At 63.8% G+C, this 20,422-nt stretch carries 15 protein-coding genes; 3 read left to right on the top strand and 12 right to left on the bottom strand.

Annotated elements, in window-relative coordinates; genetic code table 11:
• Positions 1-175 precede the first annotated feature (175 nt).
• The 6 genes from DVDV_RS16605 to DVDV_RS16580 form a co-directional block, all read right to left on the bottom strand.
• The gene (locus DVDV_RS16605) at positions 176-2,434 is read right to left on the bottom strand and encodes a DUF3536 domain-containing protein (protein WP_075355746.1); all 2,259 of its coding nucleotides are present in this window, start codon (positions 2,432-2,434) and stop codon (positions 176-178) included.
• Positions 2,435-2,438: 4 nt separating this feature from the next.
• Entirely contained in the window at positions 2,439-3,902 is a 1,464-nt protein-coding gene (locus DVDV_RS16600; RefSeq protein ID WP_075355745.1) for a hypothetical protein, read from the bottom strand.
• 12 nt (positions 3,903-3,914) lie between these two features.
• Complete coding sequence (locus DVDV_RS16595; RefSeq protein ID WP_075355744.1) at positions 3,915-5,078, bottom strand: HAMP domain-containing protein; 1,164 nt, start codon at positions 5,076-5,078, stop codon at positions 3,915-3,917.
• Between the two features lie 162 nt (positions 5,079-5,240).
• On the bottom strand, positions 5,241-6,002 hold the full coding sequence (gene pstB, locus DVDV_RS16590; protein WP_075355743.1) for a phosphate ABC transporter ATP-binding protein PstB: 762 nt from the start codon (positions 6,000-6,002) through the stop codon (positions 5,241-5,243).
• An 88-nt stretch (positions 6,003-6,090) separates the two neighbouring features.
• Positions 6,091-7,563, bottom strand: coding sequence for a HAMP domain-containing sensor histidine kinase (locus DVDV_RS16585; RefSeq protein WP_075355742.1), 1,473 nt, complete (start codon positions 7,561-7,563; stop codon positions 6,091-6,093).
• Between the two features lie 3 nt (positions 7,564-7,566).
• Positions 7,567-8,250, bottom strand: a complete 684-nt coding sequence (locus DVDV_RS16580; protein WP_075355741.1) for a response regulator — start codon at positions 8,248-8,250, stop codon at positions 7,567-7,569.
• Positions 8,251-8,494: 244 nt separating this feature from the next.
• Here DVDV_RS16580 and DVDV_RS16575 point away from each other — a divergent pair, with 244 nt between their 5' ends.
• Together DVDV_RS16575 and DVDV_RS16570 are read left to right on the top strand one after the other, a co-directional pair.
• Positions 8,495-9,739, top strand: coding sequence for an ABC transporter substrate-binding protein (locus tag DVDV_RS16575; protein WP_254845419.1), 1,245 nt, complete (start codon positions 8,495-8,497; stop codon positions 9,737-9,739).
• 2 nt (positions 9,740-9,741) lie between these two features.
• The gene (locus tag DVDV_RS16570; RefSeq protein ID WP_075355739.1) at positions 9,742-12,210 is read left to right on the top strand and encodes an ATP-binding protein; all 2,469 of its coding nucleotides are present in this window, start codon (positions 9,742-9,744) and stop codon (positions 12,208-12,210) included.
• Positions 12,211-12,327: 117 nt separating this feature from the next.
• On the opposite strand, the gene DVDV_RS16565 is transcribed toward DVDV_RS16570, so the two are convergent.
• From DVDV_RS16565 to DVDV_RS16545, 6 genes are all read right to left on the bottom strand, one after another.
• Positions 12,328-13,188: a radical SAM/SPASM domain-containing protein gene (locus DVDV_RS16565; RefSeq protein WP_075355738.1), complete on the bottom strand. Its 861-nt coding sequence runs from the start codon at positions 13,186-13,188 to the stop codon at positions 12,328-12,330.
• 196 nt (positions 13,189-13,384) lie between these two features.
• Entirely contained in the window at positions 13,385-14,722 is a 1,338-nt protein-coding gene (locus tag DVDV_RS22430) for a glycosyltransferase (RefSeq protein WP_175577120.1), read from the bottom strand.
• Between the two features lie 94 nt (positions 14,723-14,816).
• Positions 14,817-16,370 (bottom strand): SidJ-related pseudokinase, encoded by a 1,554-nt coding sequence (locus tag DVDV_RS16560; RefSeq protein WP_075355737.1) that lies wholly within the window; start codon positions 16,368-16,370, stop codon positions 14,817-14,819.
• A complete protein-coding gene (locus tag DVDV_RS16555; RefSeq protein WP_075355736.1) occupies positions 16,367-16,744 on the bottom strand; it encodes a response regulator in 378 nt (125 codons plus the stop codon). Before DVDV_RS16555 ends, DVDV_RS16560 begins: the two co-directional genes overlap by 4 nt.
• A 214-nt stretch (positions 16,745-16,958) precedes the next feature.
• A complete protein-coding gene (locus DVDV_RS16550) occupies positions 16,959-17,831 on the bottom strand; it encodes a transaldolase family protein (protein ID WP_075355735.1) in 873 nt (290 codons plus the stop codon).
• Positions 17,832-18,184: 353 nt separating this feature from the next.
• Positions 18,185-19,060 (bottom strand): hypothetical protein, encoded by an 876-nt coding sequence (locus tag DVDV_RS16545; protein ID WP_075355734.1) that lies wholly within the window; start codon positions 19,058-19,060, stop codon positions 18,185-18,187.
• 412 nt (positions 19,061-19,472) lie between these two features.
• Between DVDV_RS16545 and rpiA the strand changes: the two genes are divergently transcribed.
• Complete coding sequence (gene rpiA, locus DVDV_RS16540; protein ID WP_075355733.1) at positions 19,473-20,186, top strand: ribose-5-phosphate isomerase RpiA; 714 nt, start codon at positions 19,473-19,475, stop codon at positions 20,184-20,186.
• Positions 20,187-20,422: the final 236 nt, after the last annotated feature.

The following is a 20,422-nucleotide window of genomic DNA, read 5'->3' as shown; positions in this document are numbered from 1 at the left end:
GAACCGCCAGCCAAATCCCAACCCCCATTCTCTCACGCCCTCACGCACCACACCCACCCACCCCCATCGCAGGGGTCCGGGGGGATCATCCCCCCGGTGGGGTTCGGGGCAAAGCCCCGATTCTCTTCCGTCTTTCTCCCTCCCTACCTCCCTACCTACACCCTCCCACCTACACCTACACCGCAAACCCGAGCGCCGCAGCCAGGTCGCGGGCACTCCCGACAAACGGCCGGCGTTCCCACAGGGCGTTCTGGGCGGCCCACCAGTCGGGGTGCAGGTCGAGGTCGGCGGCGTGCTTGATGAGGCGGGCGAGCAGTTGCCAGTCGGGGTCCGGGCGGCTGATGAGCCGGGCGGTTTCGGCGGCCAGACGGGCTTCCAGGGCAGCTTTGACCGGGGAGTCGTGGCCGGTATTTTTAAGGAACAGGTGCAGGAGTTCGCGGCGTTTTTCGGGCAGCGGCAGATCGAAGACTTCGTGCCAGATGAGTCCCGGCCATAAAGGCAGGAGGAGTGGCGCGAGGTTGATGGTATTTTGGGCTTCCTGGCGTTCGGTGACCAGGGACCGGGCGATGGCGGCCTGGGTCAGGTTGTTGGCGAAGAAGGCGGCCTCGGCGTAGCGGGTGAAGGCGTCGGCCAGGGCCTGGCGTTTGTTGACGGGCAACCCGACGCTTTGGAAGCAGAAGCCTTCTTCCGGGCCGCCTGTGGCGGGCTGGATGCTGGCGCAGCCCTGGAAGGGGTCGGCGGCGGCTTTCGGAGTTGTATAGGTCAGGGCGAAGGTATCGGCGGCGGTTTCCAGGCGGTAGAGGATGGAGGCTGTGCCGCTGGTGGTTTCGCCGGTGGCGTCTTCGAGGCGGATGGTGACGTCCACGCCGGGCCAGAAGACGGTGGCGTCGTGGCCGCCGGCCGGGAGCCGGTCTTCCAGGGCCAGGGTCACAAGGGCCTGGGTGATGAGGGATTTGGGGGTTTCACGCCGGGGTTTGGCGAGGTTGTCCCAGATGTCGCGGCCGGTGCCCATGGCCGGTTCGTTGGAGACTGCCTGGGCCAGGATGGCGGTGACTTCGGGTTCGGGGTCGGCCATGCCGGTGGTGCGGGCCAGTTCGGCGGCGCGCAGGGCAAAGGTCAGGGCGTTGACGGGTTCCAGGCGGGAAATCTCGTCAAAAAACCAGGCGCAACTGGCGAACGAGGCCAGGCCCCAGGCCTGCATGGACAGGAGTTTCCAGGCCGTGCCGCGTCCGGCCGGGCTTGCTTTGGGATTTATGTGGGCGTGTTCAAAGGCCTCGGTGGTGACGGTGCCGGCCAGGACGCCGCCATAAGCTTTCAGGGCCTTTTCGGCATCGTTGAAAAGGGGCGCGGCGGTGGCGTCGTAGTGGGCGTCCAGGCGGGACTTGAGAAGGTCCAGGGCGTTTCGCAGGGGGGCGCGCCAGCGTTGGTTGTAGCTGCCGGCGTGGTCGCCGGCGGTGCAGCCGCAGTCCGAGCGCCAGCGTTCGATGCCGTGGGCGCAGCTCCAGGCCGAGGCTTCGCGGATGCGCACGTATTTGCGGGGCGGATTGGCGGCCAGATAGGCGGCGTAATTGGTCAGGGTCAGGCCGTCGCGGCCGGACCGGGCCTGATCGAGGACATAGGCCAGGGCCATTTCCCCGAATTTGAAGTGGTGGCCGTAGGTTTCGCCGTCAGTGGCCAGGGAGAGCAGGCCCTGGCCGGCCGCGCCGGAGAGGCGGGTGAAAAACTGTCCGCCGTCGGCCAGCAGATGGTCGAAGGCCACGGCCTGGGACAGGGGGCCGTGGTAGAAAAAGACGGCGATGGTGCGTCCGGACGGCAGATGGACGGCGTAGGGCTGGCGGATGTCCAGGGAGCCGGCGTCCACGTTGCGCCAGTTTCTGGCGTCGTCGCTGACGGCGATGGCCTGGGACGGGGCCAGGATGGTAAAGAGGATGCCGGCGTCGGCCAGGGCTTCCAGGGTCGGGGTATCGACGGCGGTTTCGGACAGCCACATGCCTTCGGGGGCGCGGCCGAAGCGGGCAGTGAAGTCGTCGACAGCCCAGGAGACTTCGAGGGTTTTGTCGCGGGCCGTGGCCAGGGGCATGATGACGTGGTGGTAGATCTGGGCCAGGGCGTTGCCGTGGCCCAGGCGGGCCAGGCTGGCGCGGTCGGCTTCGAGGATGCGGGCGTAGGTGTCCGGGGCGGAGCGGGCCATCCAGGACATGAGCGTGGGGCCGGCGTTAAAGCTCATGAGGCTGTAGCAATTGACGAGTTCGACGATGCGGCCCTGGCCGTCCTGGCGTCTGGCCCGGGCCAGCGGCGCGTAGGATTCGCGGCAGATGCGTTCGTTCCAGTGGATGCTCGGGGCGGCGCTGCCTTCGGGCAGGATGCGGCCGAGCCAGGGGTCTTCGCGGGGCGGCTGGTAAAAATGGCCGTGGATGCAAAGGGCGCGGTCCATGCTGTCACTCCTGTCCGGTCGTGCGTTCAATGCGGTTTTCCCCGGCGTCGGGGGGGATGAAAATCTTGTGGTCCAGGGCCTCGAGGGCGCGCTCGGCCAGGGCGGCTTCCCGGCGGCGCAACAGCGAGGCATCGACGTAGTGGACCTCCATGGGTCCCTGGACCGGGCGCACCAGGGCCAGGGACAGGCCGGGCCAGGACCACAGGTGCATCCGGTTGCCGGCCTCGTCCGGGCGCACCACGGATGGTCCGTATTTGGCGGTGTAGGCGTCAAGCACCCGGGCATAGTCGGCGCTTGGGTCATTGCCGACCGGGGCGATGGTCAGGGCCACGCCGGCCAGCTTGCCGCCGTCGTAGGCGTAGACCACGCTGACAAGCGGGATGTCGCCCAGGGTGAGGCGTTCATCGGCCCGGCGGAAATAGCGCCGGCCCCGGTGGCCGAACAGGTATTCGCCGGCCGGCAGGGCTCCTTCCGGGGAACCGAAGGCGGCCCCGCGAAAGGAGCGCGGCGGATCGCCCTTGGAGAAGATGCGAAGGCCCCCTGAGAGCGACGGCGGCGCGCCGGTAGCCACCTCGGCGGCCACGACCTTGGCCAGGAGGGCCGCGTCGGCGTAGCGGATGCCCAGCCCGCCGGCGGCGGTATCCCGGGACAGGGCGATCTGGGCGGCGGGCCAGCTCCAGACGAGTTCCTCTTCCAGGGTGGCGGGGATGGCCCGGGGCGGCCCGTATTTGGCGACGTACGCCTGGCGCAGGGAATCGAAATCGGCCGTGGCCTCGGCCCGCATGAGGACGGCGAAGAATTTCCCCTGGTAAAAGCCGTAGAGGATGTCGCCCAAGCGGGTTTCGCCCAGTTCCAGGCGTTCGTTGCCGCGGCGATAGTAGACGGCGGCCCCTTCGCGGTAGGCCTCGGCCATATCCGGCAGGCTGGCCAGTTCACGGCCGAAGCGGATGCCGCGAAAGCCGATGGGCCCCCGGGCGCGGATGTCCTCGGTGCTTTGCCAGGTTTCGCGCTCGTCGTGGCTGAGTTGGGGCAGATAGACGTAATCCACTTCGGTGGTCCCTTCCCGGGCGAAGTGGGACAGGCTGATGGTGAGCGTCGGCTGGCGCCACACCAGACGGATCACGCCCGGAGCCCCTTCCCGGGCCGGGGTCCCGTACTTGGCCTCGTAGGCGGCAATGAGCGGGGCCAGCCCCTGGCAGCCGGACAGGGTCATGCGCACGGAAAAAAACATCCCCCGGGAAAAGCCGTAGCGCACGGTCGTGGCGCAGTCGTCGCCAAGCACCGGCTTTTCGGCCTCGCGGCGATAAAAAGCCACGTCCCCGGCCTTCGCCTCCGGGGTGAGGCCGGGAATGTCGGCCAGGGCCGTGCCAAAGACCAGGCCGCGAAATTCCGGGACCTTGGCCGCCAGGGACGGGGTGACAGCCAGAAGCAGGGCCGAAACGGCCAGCCAGAGGATGCGGCGGCGCATGGAACCGCCGCCCTACCGGGCCAGACGCTTGCCGATGCGCCGGGCCATTTCCATGAGGCTTGCGGCCAGGGCGGCCACCTCGTCGTGGCCGGCCACGGGCAGCGTCCCGGTCATGCGCCCGACGCTCAGGTCGCGGGCGAAAAAGGCGCAGCGCCGCACCGGGCCGCCGAGCAACAGGGCCATGGCCACGGCGAAAACGACGCCAAGGACGAAAAGGCCCCAGGCCGCCCCAGTCAGCAGCAGCCGGGAACTGTTCAGGGAATCGGCCAGCCCCGAGGCGTCGGCAGCAGCCTCGGCCAGGGTCGCGCCGCCAAGTTCCGTGCCGGCGGCCAGGGCGGCCCGTTCGGCCTCGACGATCTGGCGGCCGGTGGCCCGCAGGGCTTCCCAGTCCGACAGCAAGGCAGCGGCAGCCTGCCGGCAGGCGGCCAGGGCGGCGAATACCGGGGCCAGCCGCTTGGTCTCGTCGTCGCTGCCGGCCTTGATGTCGCGCAAGGCTGCTTCGGCCTCGTCGTAGCGGGCCAGGGCCTGGGACAGGCGCGCGGGGTCGCGTTCGGCCTTGGCGCTCTCGGCGGCCAGCCGCACGTCCCGCCCGGCGTCCTGGGCGGCCTGGGCGGTTTTGAGCCGCTTGGCGTAGAGCCGCAGCGGTTCGGGCTGGGGATATTTGGCGGCCAGTTCCTTGTCCCACTGGGCGGTCTTGAGTTCGATGTAGCCGGCCACGGCCGCGGTATAAGCGTCCTGGGCCGCAGTCAGGGCGGTGCGGGCCTGGCTCACCCGGTCATTGGCGGCCACGGCGGATTCAGCCGCTTTTTTGTAGCTGTCGAGAAAAAACCCGATTTTCTGGGCCTCGGCGGCCAGGCCCTCCATGCCCGGCCGGGAGGCGGCCTCCTTGGCGGCGTGCAGGGCGTCGGCGGCCTGGACCAGTTCCTTCTTGGCCCGTTCCAGGGCGTCGCGTTCGCCGGACAGGGCATAGCCCCGGATGGCCTGGGCGGCCAGGAGCAGCCGGCGTTCCACGGATACGGCCAGATCGGCCCGGGGCAGGCGGGCCGTTTCCAGGGAGCGGGAACGTCCGGCCAGCCCGTCGAGGCGGGAAACGGCAAAAAGACCGAGCAGCAAAGCGGCGATGGCCGGCAGACAGATGGCCAGGCCGATTTTGGCGGGAAAGAGCGGAAACCGCATGCCGGTGCGTCCTTTGTTGGAGATGCGGCACGGGGGCGGCAAAAAAACAACAACCCGTCTCCCGGGCAAGAGACTTCACGGTGTACCCAATTTTGGCAGGAAATCAAAGGGGGGCGGCAGGCACATCGCCTTGCCGCCCCCCTGTCCCGCCTGTCCCGGATATCAACCGAATCGGCCGGTGATGTAGTCCTCGGTCTGTTTCTGGGCCGGCCGGGTAAAGATCGTTTCCGTGGCGTCCTCTTCAATGAGGCGGCCCATGTAGAAAAAGGCGGTGCGGTCGGAGACGCGGGCGGCCTGCTGCATTGAGTGGGTGACGATGATGATGGTAAAGCGTTTTTTGAGTTCGTGGATGAGTTCCTCGATCTTCTGGGTGGCGATGGGGTCCAGGGCCGAGGCCGGTTCGTCCATGAGCAGGACATCGGGTTCGATGGCCAGGGCCCGGGCGATGCACAGGCGCTGCTGCTGGCCGCCGGACAGGCCCAGGGCCGAGTCGTGGAGGCGGTCTTTGACCTCGTCAAACAGGGCTGCGCCCTTGAGGCTTTTTTCCACCTGCTGGGAAATAAAGGTGTTGTCGCGCGCCCCGCCCACCCGCAGGCCATAGGCCACGTTCTCGAAAATGGTCTTGGGGAAGGGGTTGGGCTTCTGGAAGACCATGCCCACCCGGCGGCGCAGTTCCACCACATCCAGGCTCGGGGCGTAGATGTCCTGGCTGTCGAGCAGCAGTTCGCCCTCGACCCGGGTGCCGGGAATGAGGTCGTTCATGCGGTTGAGGCAGCGCAGGAAGGTGGATTTGCCGCAGCCCGAGGGACCGATCAGGGCCGTCACCTGATTCTGGAAGATGGTCAGGTTGATGTCTTGCAGCGCCTTGAAGCGGCCGTAATAGAAATTGAGGGTGCGGGCGACCATTTTCACGGTGTCGGACATGGGACTTTTCCTCTTGTGCTGCCGCGTTGGCGGACGGTGCGGCAGACTGTGCCGTCGCAGGACACGATGCCTCTCCGGCGTGGACGTTTCATGACGATTGCGCGGGCGTTGCGAGGCGGGCCTCGGTTGCCGTCTCGGCCACGGGCGCGGCCGGATCGGCCGTGCGGGCCAGCGGCAGGGAAAAATGGAAAGCCGCGCCGCTCATTTCGCCCCGGCCGCGTTCGACCCAGACCCGGCCGCCGTGGCGCTCCACGATATGCTTGACGATGGCCAGGCCAAGCCCTGTGCTGCCGGGCGTTTTGGAGCGATGCCGCTCCACCCGGTAGAAGCGTTCAAAGACGCGCTGGCGCTCCTCGGGCGGGATGCCCGGCCCCTGGTCGAGCACGGCAAAGGTGGCCACGCCCCGGACGGGATCGGTTTCGGCGGTCATGGCGATGCGCGAGCCCTCGGGGCCGAAGCGGATGGCGTTTTCCAGGAGATTGCGCCAGACCTGGGTGAGCTGGCCGCTGTCGCAGGCCACGGCCACGCCGCCCTCGGGCAGTTGCCGGTCGAGAACAAGCCGGCGGGCCTGGCCCTGGGGTTCGCATTCCCGGATGGCGTCGGCCAGGGCGGCCCCGGCCTCGGCCCGGGCGTCGGGGGAGGCCCCCTGCCCGTCTTCCATCCGGGCCAGATTTAAAATGTCGTCCACCATCTTGGACATGTGATTGGCGTTTTTAAGAATCACGTCCAGGAACCGGCGCTTTTCCGGGGCCAGTTCCGGCGCGGCAGCCAGGACCGTCTCGGCGTAGCCCTTGATCGAGGTCAGGGGCGTGCGCAACTCGTGGGTGACGTTGGCGGCAAAATCCCGGCGCACCCGGGACAGCTGGCGGGTTTCCGAGACGTCGTGGAACACCATGACCACCCCGGCCTCGGCCGGGGTCCCGCCAATGCCCAGGCGCACCAGCGACACCTCGTAGAACCGGCCCGGCCCAAGCTGGGTTTCCAGGGTCACGGCCCCGCTGCCTTCGACCGGCCCGGCCCCGTCGGCCAGCAACCGGTCGCAGGTCATCTGCAGTTCGGGGCTGGCAATCACCTCGATCGGACGCCGGCCAAGGGGCGAGCCGACCGTGGGGGCGATGCGCCCCAGGGCCGGGTTGGCCGAACGCACCCGGCCGGCCGCGTCGAGCACCAGGACCGCCTCGCGCATCCCGTCCAGGATGGCCTGCAGCTGGGTTTTCTGGTCGGTGATGGTGGAAATGTTGGCTTCGATGCCCCGGGCCATGTGGTTGACGGCCTCGGCCAGTTCGGCAAACTCGCCGCCCGGAGAAAGATGCAGCCGGCGACGGTAGTCGCCGCTGCCGATGGCCCGGGCCACGGCAATGACCTCGGCCAGGGAGCGCGACAGGCGGCGGGTGAAAAACCAGAACACGGCCCCGGCCAGGGCCAGAGCCCCGGCATGGACGGCCAGACGCTGGGCGCGGCCGGCGGTCTCGGGCACGAACTGCGAGACGGCCAGGGCCAGGGCGGTCACCGCCACGCAGACGCCGGCAGCCCGAAGGCCCAGGGTGGCGGAACCGGACACGGCCTACTCCTTGAACCGGTAGCCCACGCCCCGGACGGTTTCGATCATGTCGCAGAAATGGCCGAGTTTCTGGCGCAGCCGGCGGATATGGGTGTCCACGGTGCGGGCGTAGCCCTCGAATTCGTAGCCCCAGACGGAATTGAGCAGGCGGTCGCGGGTGAGCACCCGCCCGGCGCTCTGGAACAGTTCGGCCAACAGCCGGAACTCGGTGGCGGTCAGGGCCACTTCCTCGCCGTCCAGGCTGACGCGGTGGGCGGCCAGATCGACGGACAGGCCGTCGCGGGCCAGCACCTGCCGTTTCTCCGGGTCCGGGGCATGGCGTTTGAGCACCGCCCGCAGGCGCAGGATCAGTTCGCGGGGGGAAAACGGTTTGACCACGTAGTCGTCGGCCCCGAGTTCCAGGCCAACGATGCGGTCCACTTCCTCGCCCCGGGCGGTCAGCATGATGATCGGCGCGCCAGCGGTTTTGGGGTCGCGCTTGAGTTCCTTGCACACCTCGAAACCGTCCAGCCCGGGCAGCATGAGATCGAGGATGATGCCGGCCGGCGGCGTGCGGCGGGCCTTGGCCAGGGCCTCGTACCCGTCTCTTGCCGTTTCCGTGGCGAAGCCGGCACTTTGCAGGTTAAAGGCAAGCAGTTCGACAATGTCTTCGTCGTCTTCAACAATCAGGATGGAATCCTTGGACATGCACCACCTCGAGGTTTTCGAAGCCTGAAAGAACACGTCGCCTTGACGTGGCGATGTATGACGCGTGACGATTGTGTGACACTCCTCGCCCCAAAGCGCAATCCCGCGCGCCAGGCCAACTTCTGAACGTGACACAACGGCTTGGCGGTTTGACGCATTTTCCAAAACAGCCTAGGGTGCCATACCTCTGAAATTCCATGCGCCGCTTCCGTTTGGCGCAAAGGGTGCGGGGATCATGGCGGGGATGTTACGCTTGGCTTGGCGGGTCGCCCTGGTGCTGCTGTTGCTGACTGGCGGGAGTGCCGCGTTGGCGGGCACGCCCGCCAATTCCATCCGTCTGGGCATGACGGCGGGGTTTTCCGGGCCGACCAAGGCCTTGGCCATAGAGCTCTACCGTGGCGCCATGGCCTGTTTCGACCAGCACAACCGCCAAATCGGCCCCGACGACCGGCCGGTGGAACTCCTGGTGGCCAACGACGACTACGAACCCGGGCCGGCCATCGAAAACACCGTCCGCTTCCTCACCCGCGACAAGGTCCTGGCCCTTTTTTCCCAACTCGGCACGCCCACGGTCAGCCGGGTGCTGCCGGTGCTTCGGGCCTATGCCGACCAGGGCGCGCGGTTGTTTTTTCCGGTCACCGGGCTTGAGGCCTCGCGGATGCCGCCCTATGTCCGCTACACCTACAATCTGCGCGCCTCCTACCGCCAGGAAATAGAGGCCCTGGTGGACCATTTCACCAGCCAGGGCATGACCCGCATCGCCATCTGCCATCAGGCCGACGCCTTTGGCCGCAGCGGCTGGGACGGGGCCCACCGGGCGCTTTCGCGCCGGGGCTTGTCGCTTTGCGGCGAAGCCACCTTTGCCCGGACCGCCACCGTTGCCGGGGACATGCTGCCCCAGGCCAAGGTCCTGGCCGCTTGCAACCCCCAGGCCATTCTTCTCGTGGGGGCCGGACCGGCCTGCACGGCCATCATCCGCGACCTGCGCCGGGCCGGCCTGACCGCCACGGTGGGCGTGGTCTCCTTTGCCGGCGGCGACATCCTGTTGCGGCAGCTGGCCGCCGTGGACGGCTCCCGGGACCTTGGCCTGGAACGCAACCTCGTTTTGTCCCAGGTCACCCCGGACTGGCGCGATGACACCCTGCCGGCGGCCCGGGACTACCGCCAGGCCCTGGCCGCGTTTGGCAGCCGCCTGCCCCCGCCCGGCGGCTGGGACCCTGAGGCCACCCGGGAAGGCAGCGCCGTTGGCTTTGAAGGCTACTTAAACGCCCGGCTCCTGCTGGCCGTCCTGGCCGCCATGCCCGATCCCGGCGACCGCACCGGCCTCGACCAGGCGGCTGCTGCCATCGGACAGATCGATATCGGCATCGGCCGGCCGGTGTCCCTCACCGGCCTGACCCATCAGGCCCTGGATGTGGTCTACCTGTCCACCGCCGCCGAAAGCCGGCTTTTGCCCCTGCGCATCACCATGGCGACGGTCGAGGACTAGCCGTGTCCCGTATCTTTCGCAAAACCCTGCTGGCCATCGTCCTGGTCTTTGGCGTGTCAGCCAATGCCACGGCCCTGCTGTCGGCCTGGCTGCTCCACCGCCACCTGACCGACGAATACGTCACCAAGGGCCGGGCCATTGCCATGGCCATTGCCGCCGCCAGCCCCGACGCCCTGGTCGGCGGCGACGCCGCCTCGGTCCAGGCCATGATCGACGAATTCCTGCATATCGACGGCGTGGGCTACGTCTTTGTGGTGGACCGGCTCGGCCGGGTGGCCGCCCATACCTTCATGCCGGCCATGCCGCAAAGCGTCCCGGTGGTGACGGTCGGCCACGAGCAGGGGCTGTCCGTGGACGATGCCGTCATTCCCGACCGGGGGGACTATATCCAGGTGACCGCCCCGATCCTGGCCGGCGAGGTCGGACAGGTGAGCGTTGGCATGGACAAGGCCGGCATCTGGCGGGTCATGCGCGAGGCGGTCATCCGCCAGGAAGCGCTCATGCTGGCCATGTTCGCCGTGGCCGTGGTCATTTTCTACGCCCTGATACGCGGCATCGCCCGGCCCCTGGCCGCCCTGGCCGAGTATGCCGTCAAGATCCGCGACCACGATTTCACGGCCACGGCTCCGCCCACCGGCGATGACGAGGTCGGTGTCCTGGCCCGGGCCATGACCTCCATGGCCGGCCAGCTCTCGGTGCTCGTGTCCAACCTCAAGCAGTCCGTGGCCGACACCACCAGCGAACTCAAGGACTCCCTGGCCCATATCCAGGCCATCATCGACAATCTGGCCGACGGCCTGCTCGTGGTCGACGAAACCGGCCGCATCACCCTGCACAACCCGGCCCTTTTGGCCATGTTCGGCATCGAAGGGACCGACCCGGCCGGCCGGGCCGTGGGCGACGTGTTTCCCGAAACCATGGCCGCCCTGGCCAAGGCCTCGCGCAGCGGGGCCGGCATGGCCGACGACGAGGTCCGGCTGACCGACGGCGGCACAGGCAAGGCTGTGGCCACCTCGTTCACCCTGCCCGGCGAGGACCGGGCCGCCGTGATCATCCTGGTGCGCGACATTACCGTGGAAAAGGAAGTGGACCGGATGAAGACCGAATTCATCTCCACCGTCTCCCACGAACTGCGTACGCCGCTGACCTCGGTGCTGGGCTTTGCCAAGATCATCCGGCGCAAATTCGTCGAACTCGTGGCCCCGGCCCTGCCGCCCGAAAACGCCCGGCTGGTGCGCGGTGTCGGGCAGATCCGGGAAAATCTCGACATCATCGTGGCCGAGGGCGAACGGCTGACCGAACTCGTCGACGACGTGCTCGACATTGCCAAGATGGAGTCCGGCCGGTGCGAGTGGGATATGGAAACAGTGTCCCTGGCCGCCGTGGCCGACCATGTGCTGCGGGCCGCCGCCCCCCTGGCCGAGCGCAAGGGCCTGGCCCTGACTGCCGACATTCCGGCCGGCCTGCCCGCCGTGCTCGGCGACCGCGACCGGCTGGTCCAGGTGTTGCTGAACCTGATCGGCAATGCCGTCAAATTCACCGAACACGGCAGCGTGCGCCTGTCGGCCGAACGCCGCGGCGAGGATATTCTGGTCACGGTGCGCGATACCGGGCCGGGCATTGCAGCGGCCGACCTGGAGCGGATTTTTGAAAAATTCAAGCAGGCCGGCGACACCCTGACCGAAAAACCCAAGGGCACCGGCCTGGGCCTGCCCATCTGCCGCCAGATCGTCGAACGCCACGGCGGGCACATCTGGGCCGAGAGCGTCCCGGGCCAGGGCAGCACGTTCCTGTTCACCCTGCCGGCCCTGGCCATGGTGGGCACCGGCTGCTCCTGCCCCCTGACGCTGCCGACCCCGGACGGGGCCGCCGGTGAAGGCCGGCGCATCCTGGTCGTTGACGACGACGACGCCGTGCGCCGCTACCTGGAGACCGTGCTGGCCGAGGCCGGCTATGCCGTGGCCACGGCCCGAAACGGCCTTGAGGCCCTGCGCATCGCCGCCGCCTGGCAGCCCGGCTGCATCACCATGGACCTGCACATGCCCGGTATGGACGGCCGCGAAGCCATTGCGCGGCTGCGGACCGACCCGGCCACATGCGACATCCCGGTCATGGTGGTCACTGTGGCCTCGGGCCGCGAACGCCAGGCCAGCGGCGCGGATGCGGCCATGGTCAAACCCGTGGACCACGAAGCCCTGCTGGCGGCGGTTAAAAATCTGCTGGAGGGACCGGGCGAAGACGATGTCCGGCCGTGTCTGGTCTATGCCGCCGACGGCGGCCGGCGCATGGCCCGGCGCTTTCTCATGTGCCCCGGCGAGGTCACCTCGGTGGCCCGGGAAGCCCAGCTGTGGCAGGCCGTGGAACAGGGCTTTACCGGGACGGTGTTCATGCCGGCCTCCCTGGCCCACGATCTGGACCTCGGGCGCTTAAGCGCCCTTCCCGGTCTGTGCATCGTCATCATCCCGGACTAAACTATGCGCTACCAACTTGAGCGAATGCGCACATGCTCAAGTTGATCTACATACACAGCATTGAACTGAGCATGCGCAATCACCAACCAATACAATTTTACAAAGAAAACAAAGACATTAGGCAACATCGAACCCAAGTTCATCCGCGCATTTACTACACATTTGAAATCTGGTGTAAATTCCATTCTTAAAATCAGCTTGAACATCAACCATTGCAAAGCTATTATATATATCATAAATACTACTCTCTAATACATTAGGAAACACTCCACGAGATTCCTGCGCCCAATCATTACAACAGACAACAACGCTACCGTCGTGCAATATATTGAAATTCACTGTCGGCTGTGTACAATATGTATCTTGATAAAACCGACTCCCATGGTTTTTGCTACTGATACCGGGCAATAATCCCCCTCTCGAATTGGCCCAAAACTCATCGTAGACAAGAACACCAGGAAAAATATCTTTTAATTTTTGCGTATCCACCCCAGGAAGAACTGGACAATTGATTTCGACCGAGAACAAGCCCCTTGCTTCTTCTATAAATTTCATAGCATTAGCTATCGTCGATTCAAAACTAAGACCTGTCATGTATTCATATTGCACTTTATCTGCAAAATTTATATTAATATGCACACGAAAAGGCTTCGCGGCAATCAAACCGCTCCTGTTTGCATCATTCAAGAGAGATCCATTAGTAGAAACAACAACACGCGCATTCGTTTGCCTGTTTATTGCGCTTATTTTATCATACAAAGACGGCACCAACAACGGCTCATGCTGTAAATAAAGGCCGACGTTTCCCCCGAACTCCATCTCTTTAATATCAAATAGAATTTTATCCCAAACCTTACTAGACATCGATCCTTTTTTATTCGCCCCCTTAGCGCCATACGTAAAGGAGTGAGGACAATTTATACACTTGGCATTGCATGCAGTTGTTAATTGAACAAAGATTGCCCGAGGATGTCCCACTTCGCTCCCCTTTGCGCATTACCCAGCAGAGGCACCCGCCAACCAACCCCGCTGCTCTAAATCCAAACGAACAAAAGTGCACTTCAACACCGCCACAAAACCCACCGTATCCGAAGTAGCCAACGACACAACAAATTATAATCAAACAGTAATTAAACCACCTCGACTAGCCATTCAAGCAGCTCGAGAACACCACCTACAAGGGCTTGGCAAATTGCCGAAAAGACCTTGGCCCCCTGTAGTCAACGGCTGTAAATCCGTAGTTGGAAAATAAAGCACACAACTCAGCATCAACAAGCACGACTGAACTATCAACAAATATATGACTTGCCTGCATTATACTGTCGTTTTTTAACACATGGACATAACTTCTACATGATTCATGAAAACCCAAAAGCAGCACAACGTTCGGACGCAACTGCTCCGCCTCGTCACTGGAAACTTGGCTCACAAATTTACCAAAGCCACAGCTTGCCACCATCTCATGGATATCATTTTTATAATATTCGTCATCTTCAGCGACAACGGCATGTCCATGCCCATTGTCTTTTAACGCTCCTACAACAATCTCAACGAGATAACGACTTGCCCCCCCAACGATCAAAACCTTCTCCGGCTTCTCAAGACGAATAAAACCGTAAATAAATTCGAGCACTTCTAGCGGTGGCGTCCCTATTTCAAGCATACTCCAGGATCGAGCAGGAGGAACCATACCCTCGCAACAAGAAGCTTCTGGCAGTATCGACCATGCGGCGAGCCTACTTTTCCTGACAGGTTTTGGTTGTGCATGAAACTGATCAATGCGGGCTTTCATACCACTCAATCCAAGCGCAGGCTTTCCTTTGTAATTATTGCTATAATATTCCCAGTCTGCCACAAACTCCTCTATCGTGTGTCCAATATTTACACAAAACGATTTATTACTCCAAGCACTAAAATACCCAAGCTCACTTATTCTCTTTGACAGCATTCCATCATTTGGCAGACGGAGTTCAGGAGCTTCAGATGTTGGAGCAACATTGCCAAATTTTATAACTCCGGAACCGATGATAGACGCACGAAGGACACTTGACATTCCCGTATTCCCGACCGCTCTAAACAGGGATGCACCATTCCTTTTAACAGGGACGGACGGTTTAGTGATCCAAACTTCGTTGTCATCTGGAACGGGGGGATGCAGTGCCAATTGACCTAAATCCTGAAACTCCGAAAAAACTTGCCGACAATATTCAGCCCAACCAGGAAGCAATTTCTTGTCATTCGCCAATATTAACACAAGATCGGAACAAACATTTTTCCAAACTTCATTTATTGGCTCTGCTCCTAAATTTTCACCGTAATAATATTTTTCTATTTGCGGACAGAACATTGAATAGCCATCAATAACGTCACGCGATGTATCTTCACTTGCATTGTCGATGACTGAAATTCTTTTAACAGCTGGGAATGTAGCAAAAATGGAATCTAATGCAACTTTAAGCAGTCTTGAACGATTCCAATTAAGAACTATTACTTCAATAGAAATCTCTGGCACAGAAACCCTCCTGGACTCAACAGGAAAATTATCATCTACGATAATATCGTTACATTAAATACTATCGATTTGTAAACATAGATGCGCTTCCATGTCAACCTTCCCCCTCCCTATCGCGATCGTGCCGGGCGGCCAGACAGGCGGCCACGGCGGCAGCCGTCGCCTCACCCAGTTCAGGCAGGCTGGTGCGGTTGTTAAAGGCCCCCAGATGCGGGCCGGTGGCGATGGCCACCTCGGCCTCGCCCCGGCGCAGCCCGGCCACGACCTCGGCGGCCATGCCCCGGGACAGCAAAAATTCCTGAAAGGCCGCATCGGTCATGGCCGCCTGATCGTCAAGCCGCAGCAGTTCCGTCATGTGGCGGTCAACGCCCATCTCCTCCACCATGCGCCGGGCCAGGGCGGGTGCGTCAAAAGGCGGGACGGCCGGGGCCTGGCCGACAAATCCGGTCTGGTAGCAGGCCACCACGTCGGCCACCACCCGGGCCAGTAGCTCCTCGTCAAACAGATGCCGGGCATCGACCGGCGTGCCGTCCGGCCCCTGGCCGACCAGCTCCGGGTCGCGCATCCGGAAATAGCTCCCGGCCACCAGAAAAAGACTCAGGAGATGGTCGCCCATCTGGCGGTAGAGCCGCACCGGCCGGTCGCCCAATGAAACGAAATGCTCGAAATCACGCAGCCCGGACAAGCCGAAATTGGGGTGCAGGGCGCTAAAAAGCCAGCGGTCAAGACGCCCAGGCAGCCGCCAGTCATAGCGTCCGCCGTCTTCGCGCCGCCCCTGCTGCACCCGGTTGTGGAAAAGCGGAATGGCCGCTTCATGCACCACCCCCCGGCCGGCCAGCCAGCCAAGGAGCAAGGCCGCCCGGCCCATGGTCGCGGCAAAAACCTCGCCGTCCGGGCCGCCCTGGTCCGGCGGCGTGTTGGGATAGGCGAAATAGTCGGTGCGGGCCAGATAGGCCAGACAGCGGCCTTGGGGATCAAGGCCGGGTTGTGGGCAGGGGGCGTCGGGGATGTCCCACAGCGGCGCGCCGCCTGCGGTGAGCGGGAGCGGCACATGGCAGGGCGCCGGGAAGGCGACCTCGGCCAGGTGGGCCATCCAGGCTGCCTCCCGGGCCAGTCCCAAAGGGGATTCGCCGCAGCGCAGGCGTTTGACCACCAGCACGGTGTCCGGGCGGGCGGTTGGCACATACAGACTGCGCCCAGCCGAGCGCACCGCCGCCCCGGGCACGGCGTCGGCGGACGCCAGCAGTGCGGCAAAGGACGCCTTCTGGGCCACGGGTTCGGGGATGGCGACGGCCGGACCGCCCAGCCCGGCCAACGGCAGCGCGCCCACGGCCTCGGCCGTGGCCATCCGGGGTTTTCCCGGCGTGGCCAGGGCCGTGGTCAGAGCCTGGCGCGAGGCCGCGGCCAGGGCCGGCGGTCCCTTGGCCAACAACGCCACCAACGCCCCGGCAGCATCGCGGTAGAGGATGCGGGCCTGGGTCTGGCCGGCATGGTCGTTTCGGGTCAGCAGGGTTTCCAGGGCGGACACGGTGTCCGGACCGACAGCGGCAGGGTCGCGCTCGGCCAGATCGGCCACGCGGCGGGCGGCCAGATAGGCGGCGGTGAAATCGCCGTCCAGGCCATAGGCGGCAAATCCGGCTCCGGTCAATGGTCCCCTGCCGGCAACAGGCTGGCGAGCATTTCCCGCAGTTCGTATTCGTCAAGCGGTTTGGGCATGAAGGCGAAGGACCCGGCCTCGGCAGCCCGGGTGCGGGTGGTGTCGTCGACAAAGGCGGAAACGAACACGACAGGCACATCGCTGTCGCGACGCAGGATCTTGGCGGTCTCAATACCGTCGAGATCGCCGTCGAGGCGGATGTCCATCAGGACAATATCGGGGCGCTGGCGGCGAAACGCGTCCAGGGCGGCCTGCCCCGTGCCCACGGCGGCCAGGACGACATGGCCAAGCCGTTTGAGCATGGCCCCGGTGGCCATGGCCGTAATCACTTCGTCTTCGACGATCATAACGCGTGCCTGCACCATGACAGCTCCTTCGCCCAGACGGCAGACCCATCTCATCGCATTACCACTTCAAAAATGGACCCGAGGCAAGTGTTTGTCAATGCAAAGCCGGCCATTTCGCAGGCAAGCCACCGCCTGGCGTTGCAACATCCGCTGTTTGCAGGCTTTTCAGGGATCAATGCAAACGGCCCGCCGCTTTCGCGACGGGCCGTGTCTTTTGCTGTGCCTGCGATGCTCAGGCCGTCATGTCGATGAGCGAATTCCAATCGGCGGCAAACTTGACCAGACCGGAATCCGTGAGCGGGTGGCTGATGTCATAGTCCTGCCAGGACTTGCCAAGGGACAGCGCTTCGTCGGGAATGGGGGCCAGCCCTTTGGCATTGTAGACGTAGTTTTTCCCGGGCAGGGGCTTGCCAGCCTCGGCCCAGGCCAGAAGCACCTTGGCCGGAGCAGTGATGAGGTCGCTGCCCAGGGCCAGGGCGCACATGAAATGCTCCATGGTGCGCACGCTGGCGGTGAGCACTTGGACGTGCCCGTCGCTTGGGGCGTACATGGCCAGGATGTTTTTGATGAGATCCATGCCGTTTTCACCCCGGTCATCGAGGCGGCCGATAAAGGGCGACAGGAACACGTCGCCCGCCCCGGCTCCGCGGGTGGCGGCATAGACGGCGGCGGCCTGGGCCTGGCTGAAAACCAGGGTCATGTTGACCCGGCGGCCCTCGCCGGTAAGCACGGCAGCGGCGGCCAGGCCGGCGGCCGTGGTCGGCAGCTTGATATGGGCGTTTGGTATCCAGGTGTCGAACGTGCGGGCCTGGGCCAGCATCTCCTCCACCGTGGTTCCGGCGTCGGCGTACACTTCGATGGAGATGGAGCCCTTGGGCAGCATGGCCGACAGTTCCTGGCACAGGGTCTTGTAAAAATCGTAGATGGCCGTGCTGCTGAACTTGTTGCCGTCAACCTTATGGGCCTCGGCTTCGGGGTTTTTGGCCAAAAGGCTCGGGTTGGTGGTTTGGCCGTCGAGGAAGCCCAGGGAAGCCATGACCTGCCGGGTCTCTTCGGGATCGGCTCCATCGAGAAAAATGCGGGTTTTGAGATTGTCGGGTCGCATACGGGCCTCATAGCGGGGTTTGACCGTTTGATGATGGCGTCTGCTGCACGCCGCTCCTGGCGGTCCGTCCGGGGAATGCCCGGCCGCGGCAACGCCGCCCATGGGATCGGCCAAGAGATTTGGCCGCCTTTGCAGAGCATCACCTGAATTTAAACACCCTTCTGCGTGAAAATGCAAACAGTCCCTTGCCATGACCGGGAAAATTCCTCTGCCGGGCCCTCCCCGCCAAGACGCGAACCGTCATAAAATCGAAAGCAGGCCTCCCGGGGCGCCTCGGACCGCAAGGCAGGGACCGGCCCGAACCACCGCCGCGCCGGCCACACCCGGCAACCCCTGCCAACCGGCCTGAGCCTTCAGTTGTCGCCAAGCAGCACCAGCGGTGCAATCGAAAACACCAGCTTCCCCAGATTCACCGGTGCGCCGGCAAAATAGACCGTGTTCTCTTCCACCGCCGCCGCAACCCGGCTGCCGCTTGCCTGGGACTCGCCCAACAAGGTTCGAAACGTTGCCCCCCCATTCGAAGTATTGCACAGGAAGACTTCCCCGTTATTTAAATAATAGCCTATGAAATGATAGGGCACTGTCCCGCTGCCGCCTGTGGGGACATTCAGGCTTCCTTCCAGGTAGCCGACCTGTTCTCCGACTCCGTCCAGCAGGGACATGGCCATGGTGCCCTGAATGGACTTGGAAAGCACGGTGGAACTCCATTTGCCGTTCAATGTCGTCCCGGACAGGGCCTCGCCAGAGGCAGGGCTCTTGGTCATCGTCACCCCTGTCACCGTGCCGATCTGCACCATGGCGTTATTATAGATCATGAGATTGCCCGACAGGACGCTCCCGGAAATGGTCCCGACGAAAACTTTGTAATTCTCCTGGGAGTAGTGCGTCAGGACGACCGTCGTACCGGAATAGCCGCCCCTGACATGGTACAGGTCTCCCCCGGTCTGGCTGTTTGGCACCTTGGCCAACCCGTACATGACGCCCCCCTTGTCCACGAGCCGCACCTGCAGGCCGGGATAGGCGCTGGAAGACCACAGCCCGCTCAGATTGGCGCTGCCCGATTGCCGCATGTCCGCAGCGCCCTGCTCCAGAGCCATATTCTGTTCGTGCGCTTTCACTACGACAGCGTAGGCCTCGTCAAGCGTAATCACGTCTGCCCGGATTTCAGAAACAGACAGCGCCAGAAGACCAGAAAAAAACATCAGAAAATAAAGAGCACCATTCTTCATAAACCATTCCATCCCAAGTTATGCATTATTTAGCTTATGCAATAAATCTCCATATCCAAAAGAATAAAGACGCCACCCAATTGACACACGTTGAATGCATTCAAGAAGAATTATTAGACAATAAATACTATCAAATCAAACCTTGGACTGCAACAAAAGTCTGCTTACTCTCGACAGTTTTACCTGACAAGCCCCCGGGCAGGCTGGAAAATATCAGTCCGGCACACAGACCCATGACAACCGGACCAAGCCCCCGCAGCCACTGTATTGCGCATTGCCCTCCCCCCGGACGCGGCCTATATGCATACAGGGCTGCGTCTGCAAAATGCCGGCAGCACAGCCAGGACAGCACACGTTAAAACCGGGCGGGACAGACCCGCGCCATGCGGCCATGCCGCGAGGGGATGCGTCGATGCATGAAGCGACCCAGATGGAGATCAAGGCGCTCAAACAGGCTGCCGCCAGCCATGCCGCCAGCCTGGTTGCCGCCGGCATGGCTGTCGGCCTGGGCCATGGCTCCACTGCCGTGGCCGTGGTCCCGGCCCTGGCCGAACGTTATCGGCGGGGAGAACTTGCGGGAACGGTGTTCGTGCCGGCGGCGCATTTCATGGCCGAGGCCTTGCGGCGGCACGGGCTGCCGGTGGGGAGCCTGGACGACTGGCCGGTGCTGGACCTGGGCATAGACGGAGCGGATGAGATCGACGGCAATCTGGACTGCGTCAAAGGCGGGGGCGGAGCGCTTTTATATGAAAAAATCGTGGCCCAGGCGGCCCGGCGTTTCGTGCTGGTGGCCGATGCGGGCAAGCTGTCGCCGCGGCTTGGCACACGCCATGCCGTGCCGGTGGAGGTCACACCCGTTGCCCTGGCCCCGACCACGGGTTTTTTAAACGAGATCGGCGGCAACCCGGCCCTGCGCCTGCGCCCGGACGGCGACCCCATGCGCACCGAGCGCGGCAATGCCATTCTCGATTGCGCCTTCGGCCCCCTGGCCGATCCGGCCGCCCTGGCCGCCGTGCTCGACGCCCGAGCCGGCATCGCCGGCCATGGCCTGTTTATCGGCTTGGCCTCCCTGGCCATCGTCGCCGGTCCGGACGGCGTCCGGGAACTGGCGCGTCCGGCCGGCTAAAGAAAGCCTCCGGCGGCCGGGGGGGATAATCCCCCCCGGACCCCCTAGGCGGGAGAAGTATTTTAAGGGGTTATGGACGGTAGCAGGCAAACCGGTCGGCTGTGGACCGGGAAAGCGCCAAGCCGCATCCCCGGAATAACTTTCCCCTGTCGGGGAGGAGCCGGGAGGGGGGTACCCCCTCCCGGCCGCCGGAGCAACGGTGTTTCCTGTCAAGCCTGCCATGCGGCCTTGCCTGC

It is taken from the genome of Desulfovibrio sp. DV, assembly GCF_001936595.1.
Lineage (GTDB): Bacteria > Desulfobacterota > Desulfovibrionia > Desulfovibrionales > Desulfovibrionaceae > Solidesulfovibrio.
This window is presented reverse-complemented; position numbering and strand designations above follow the sequence as displayed.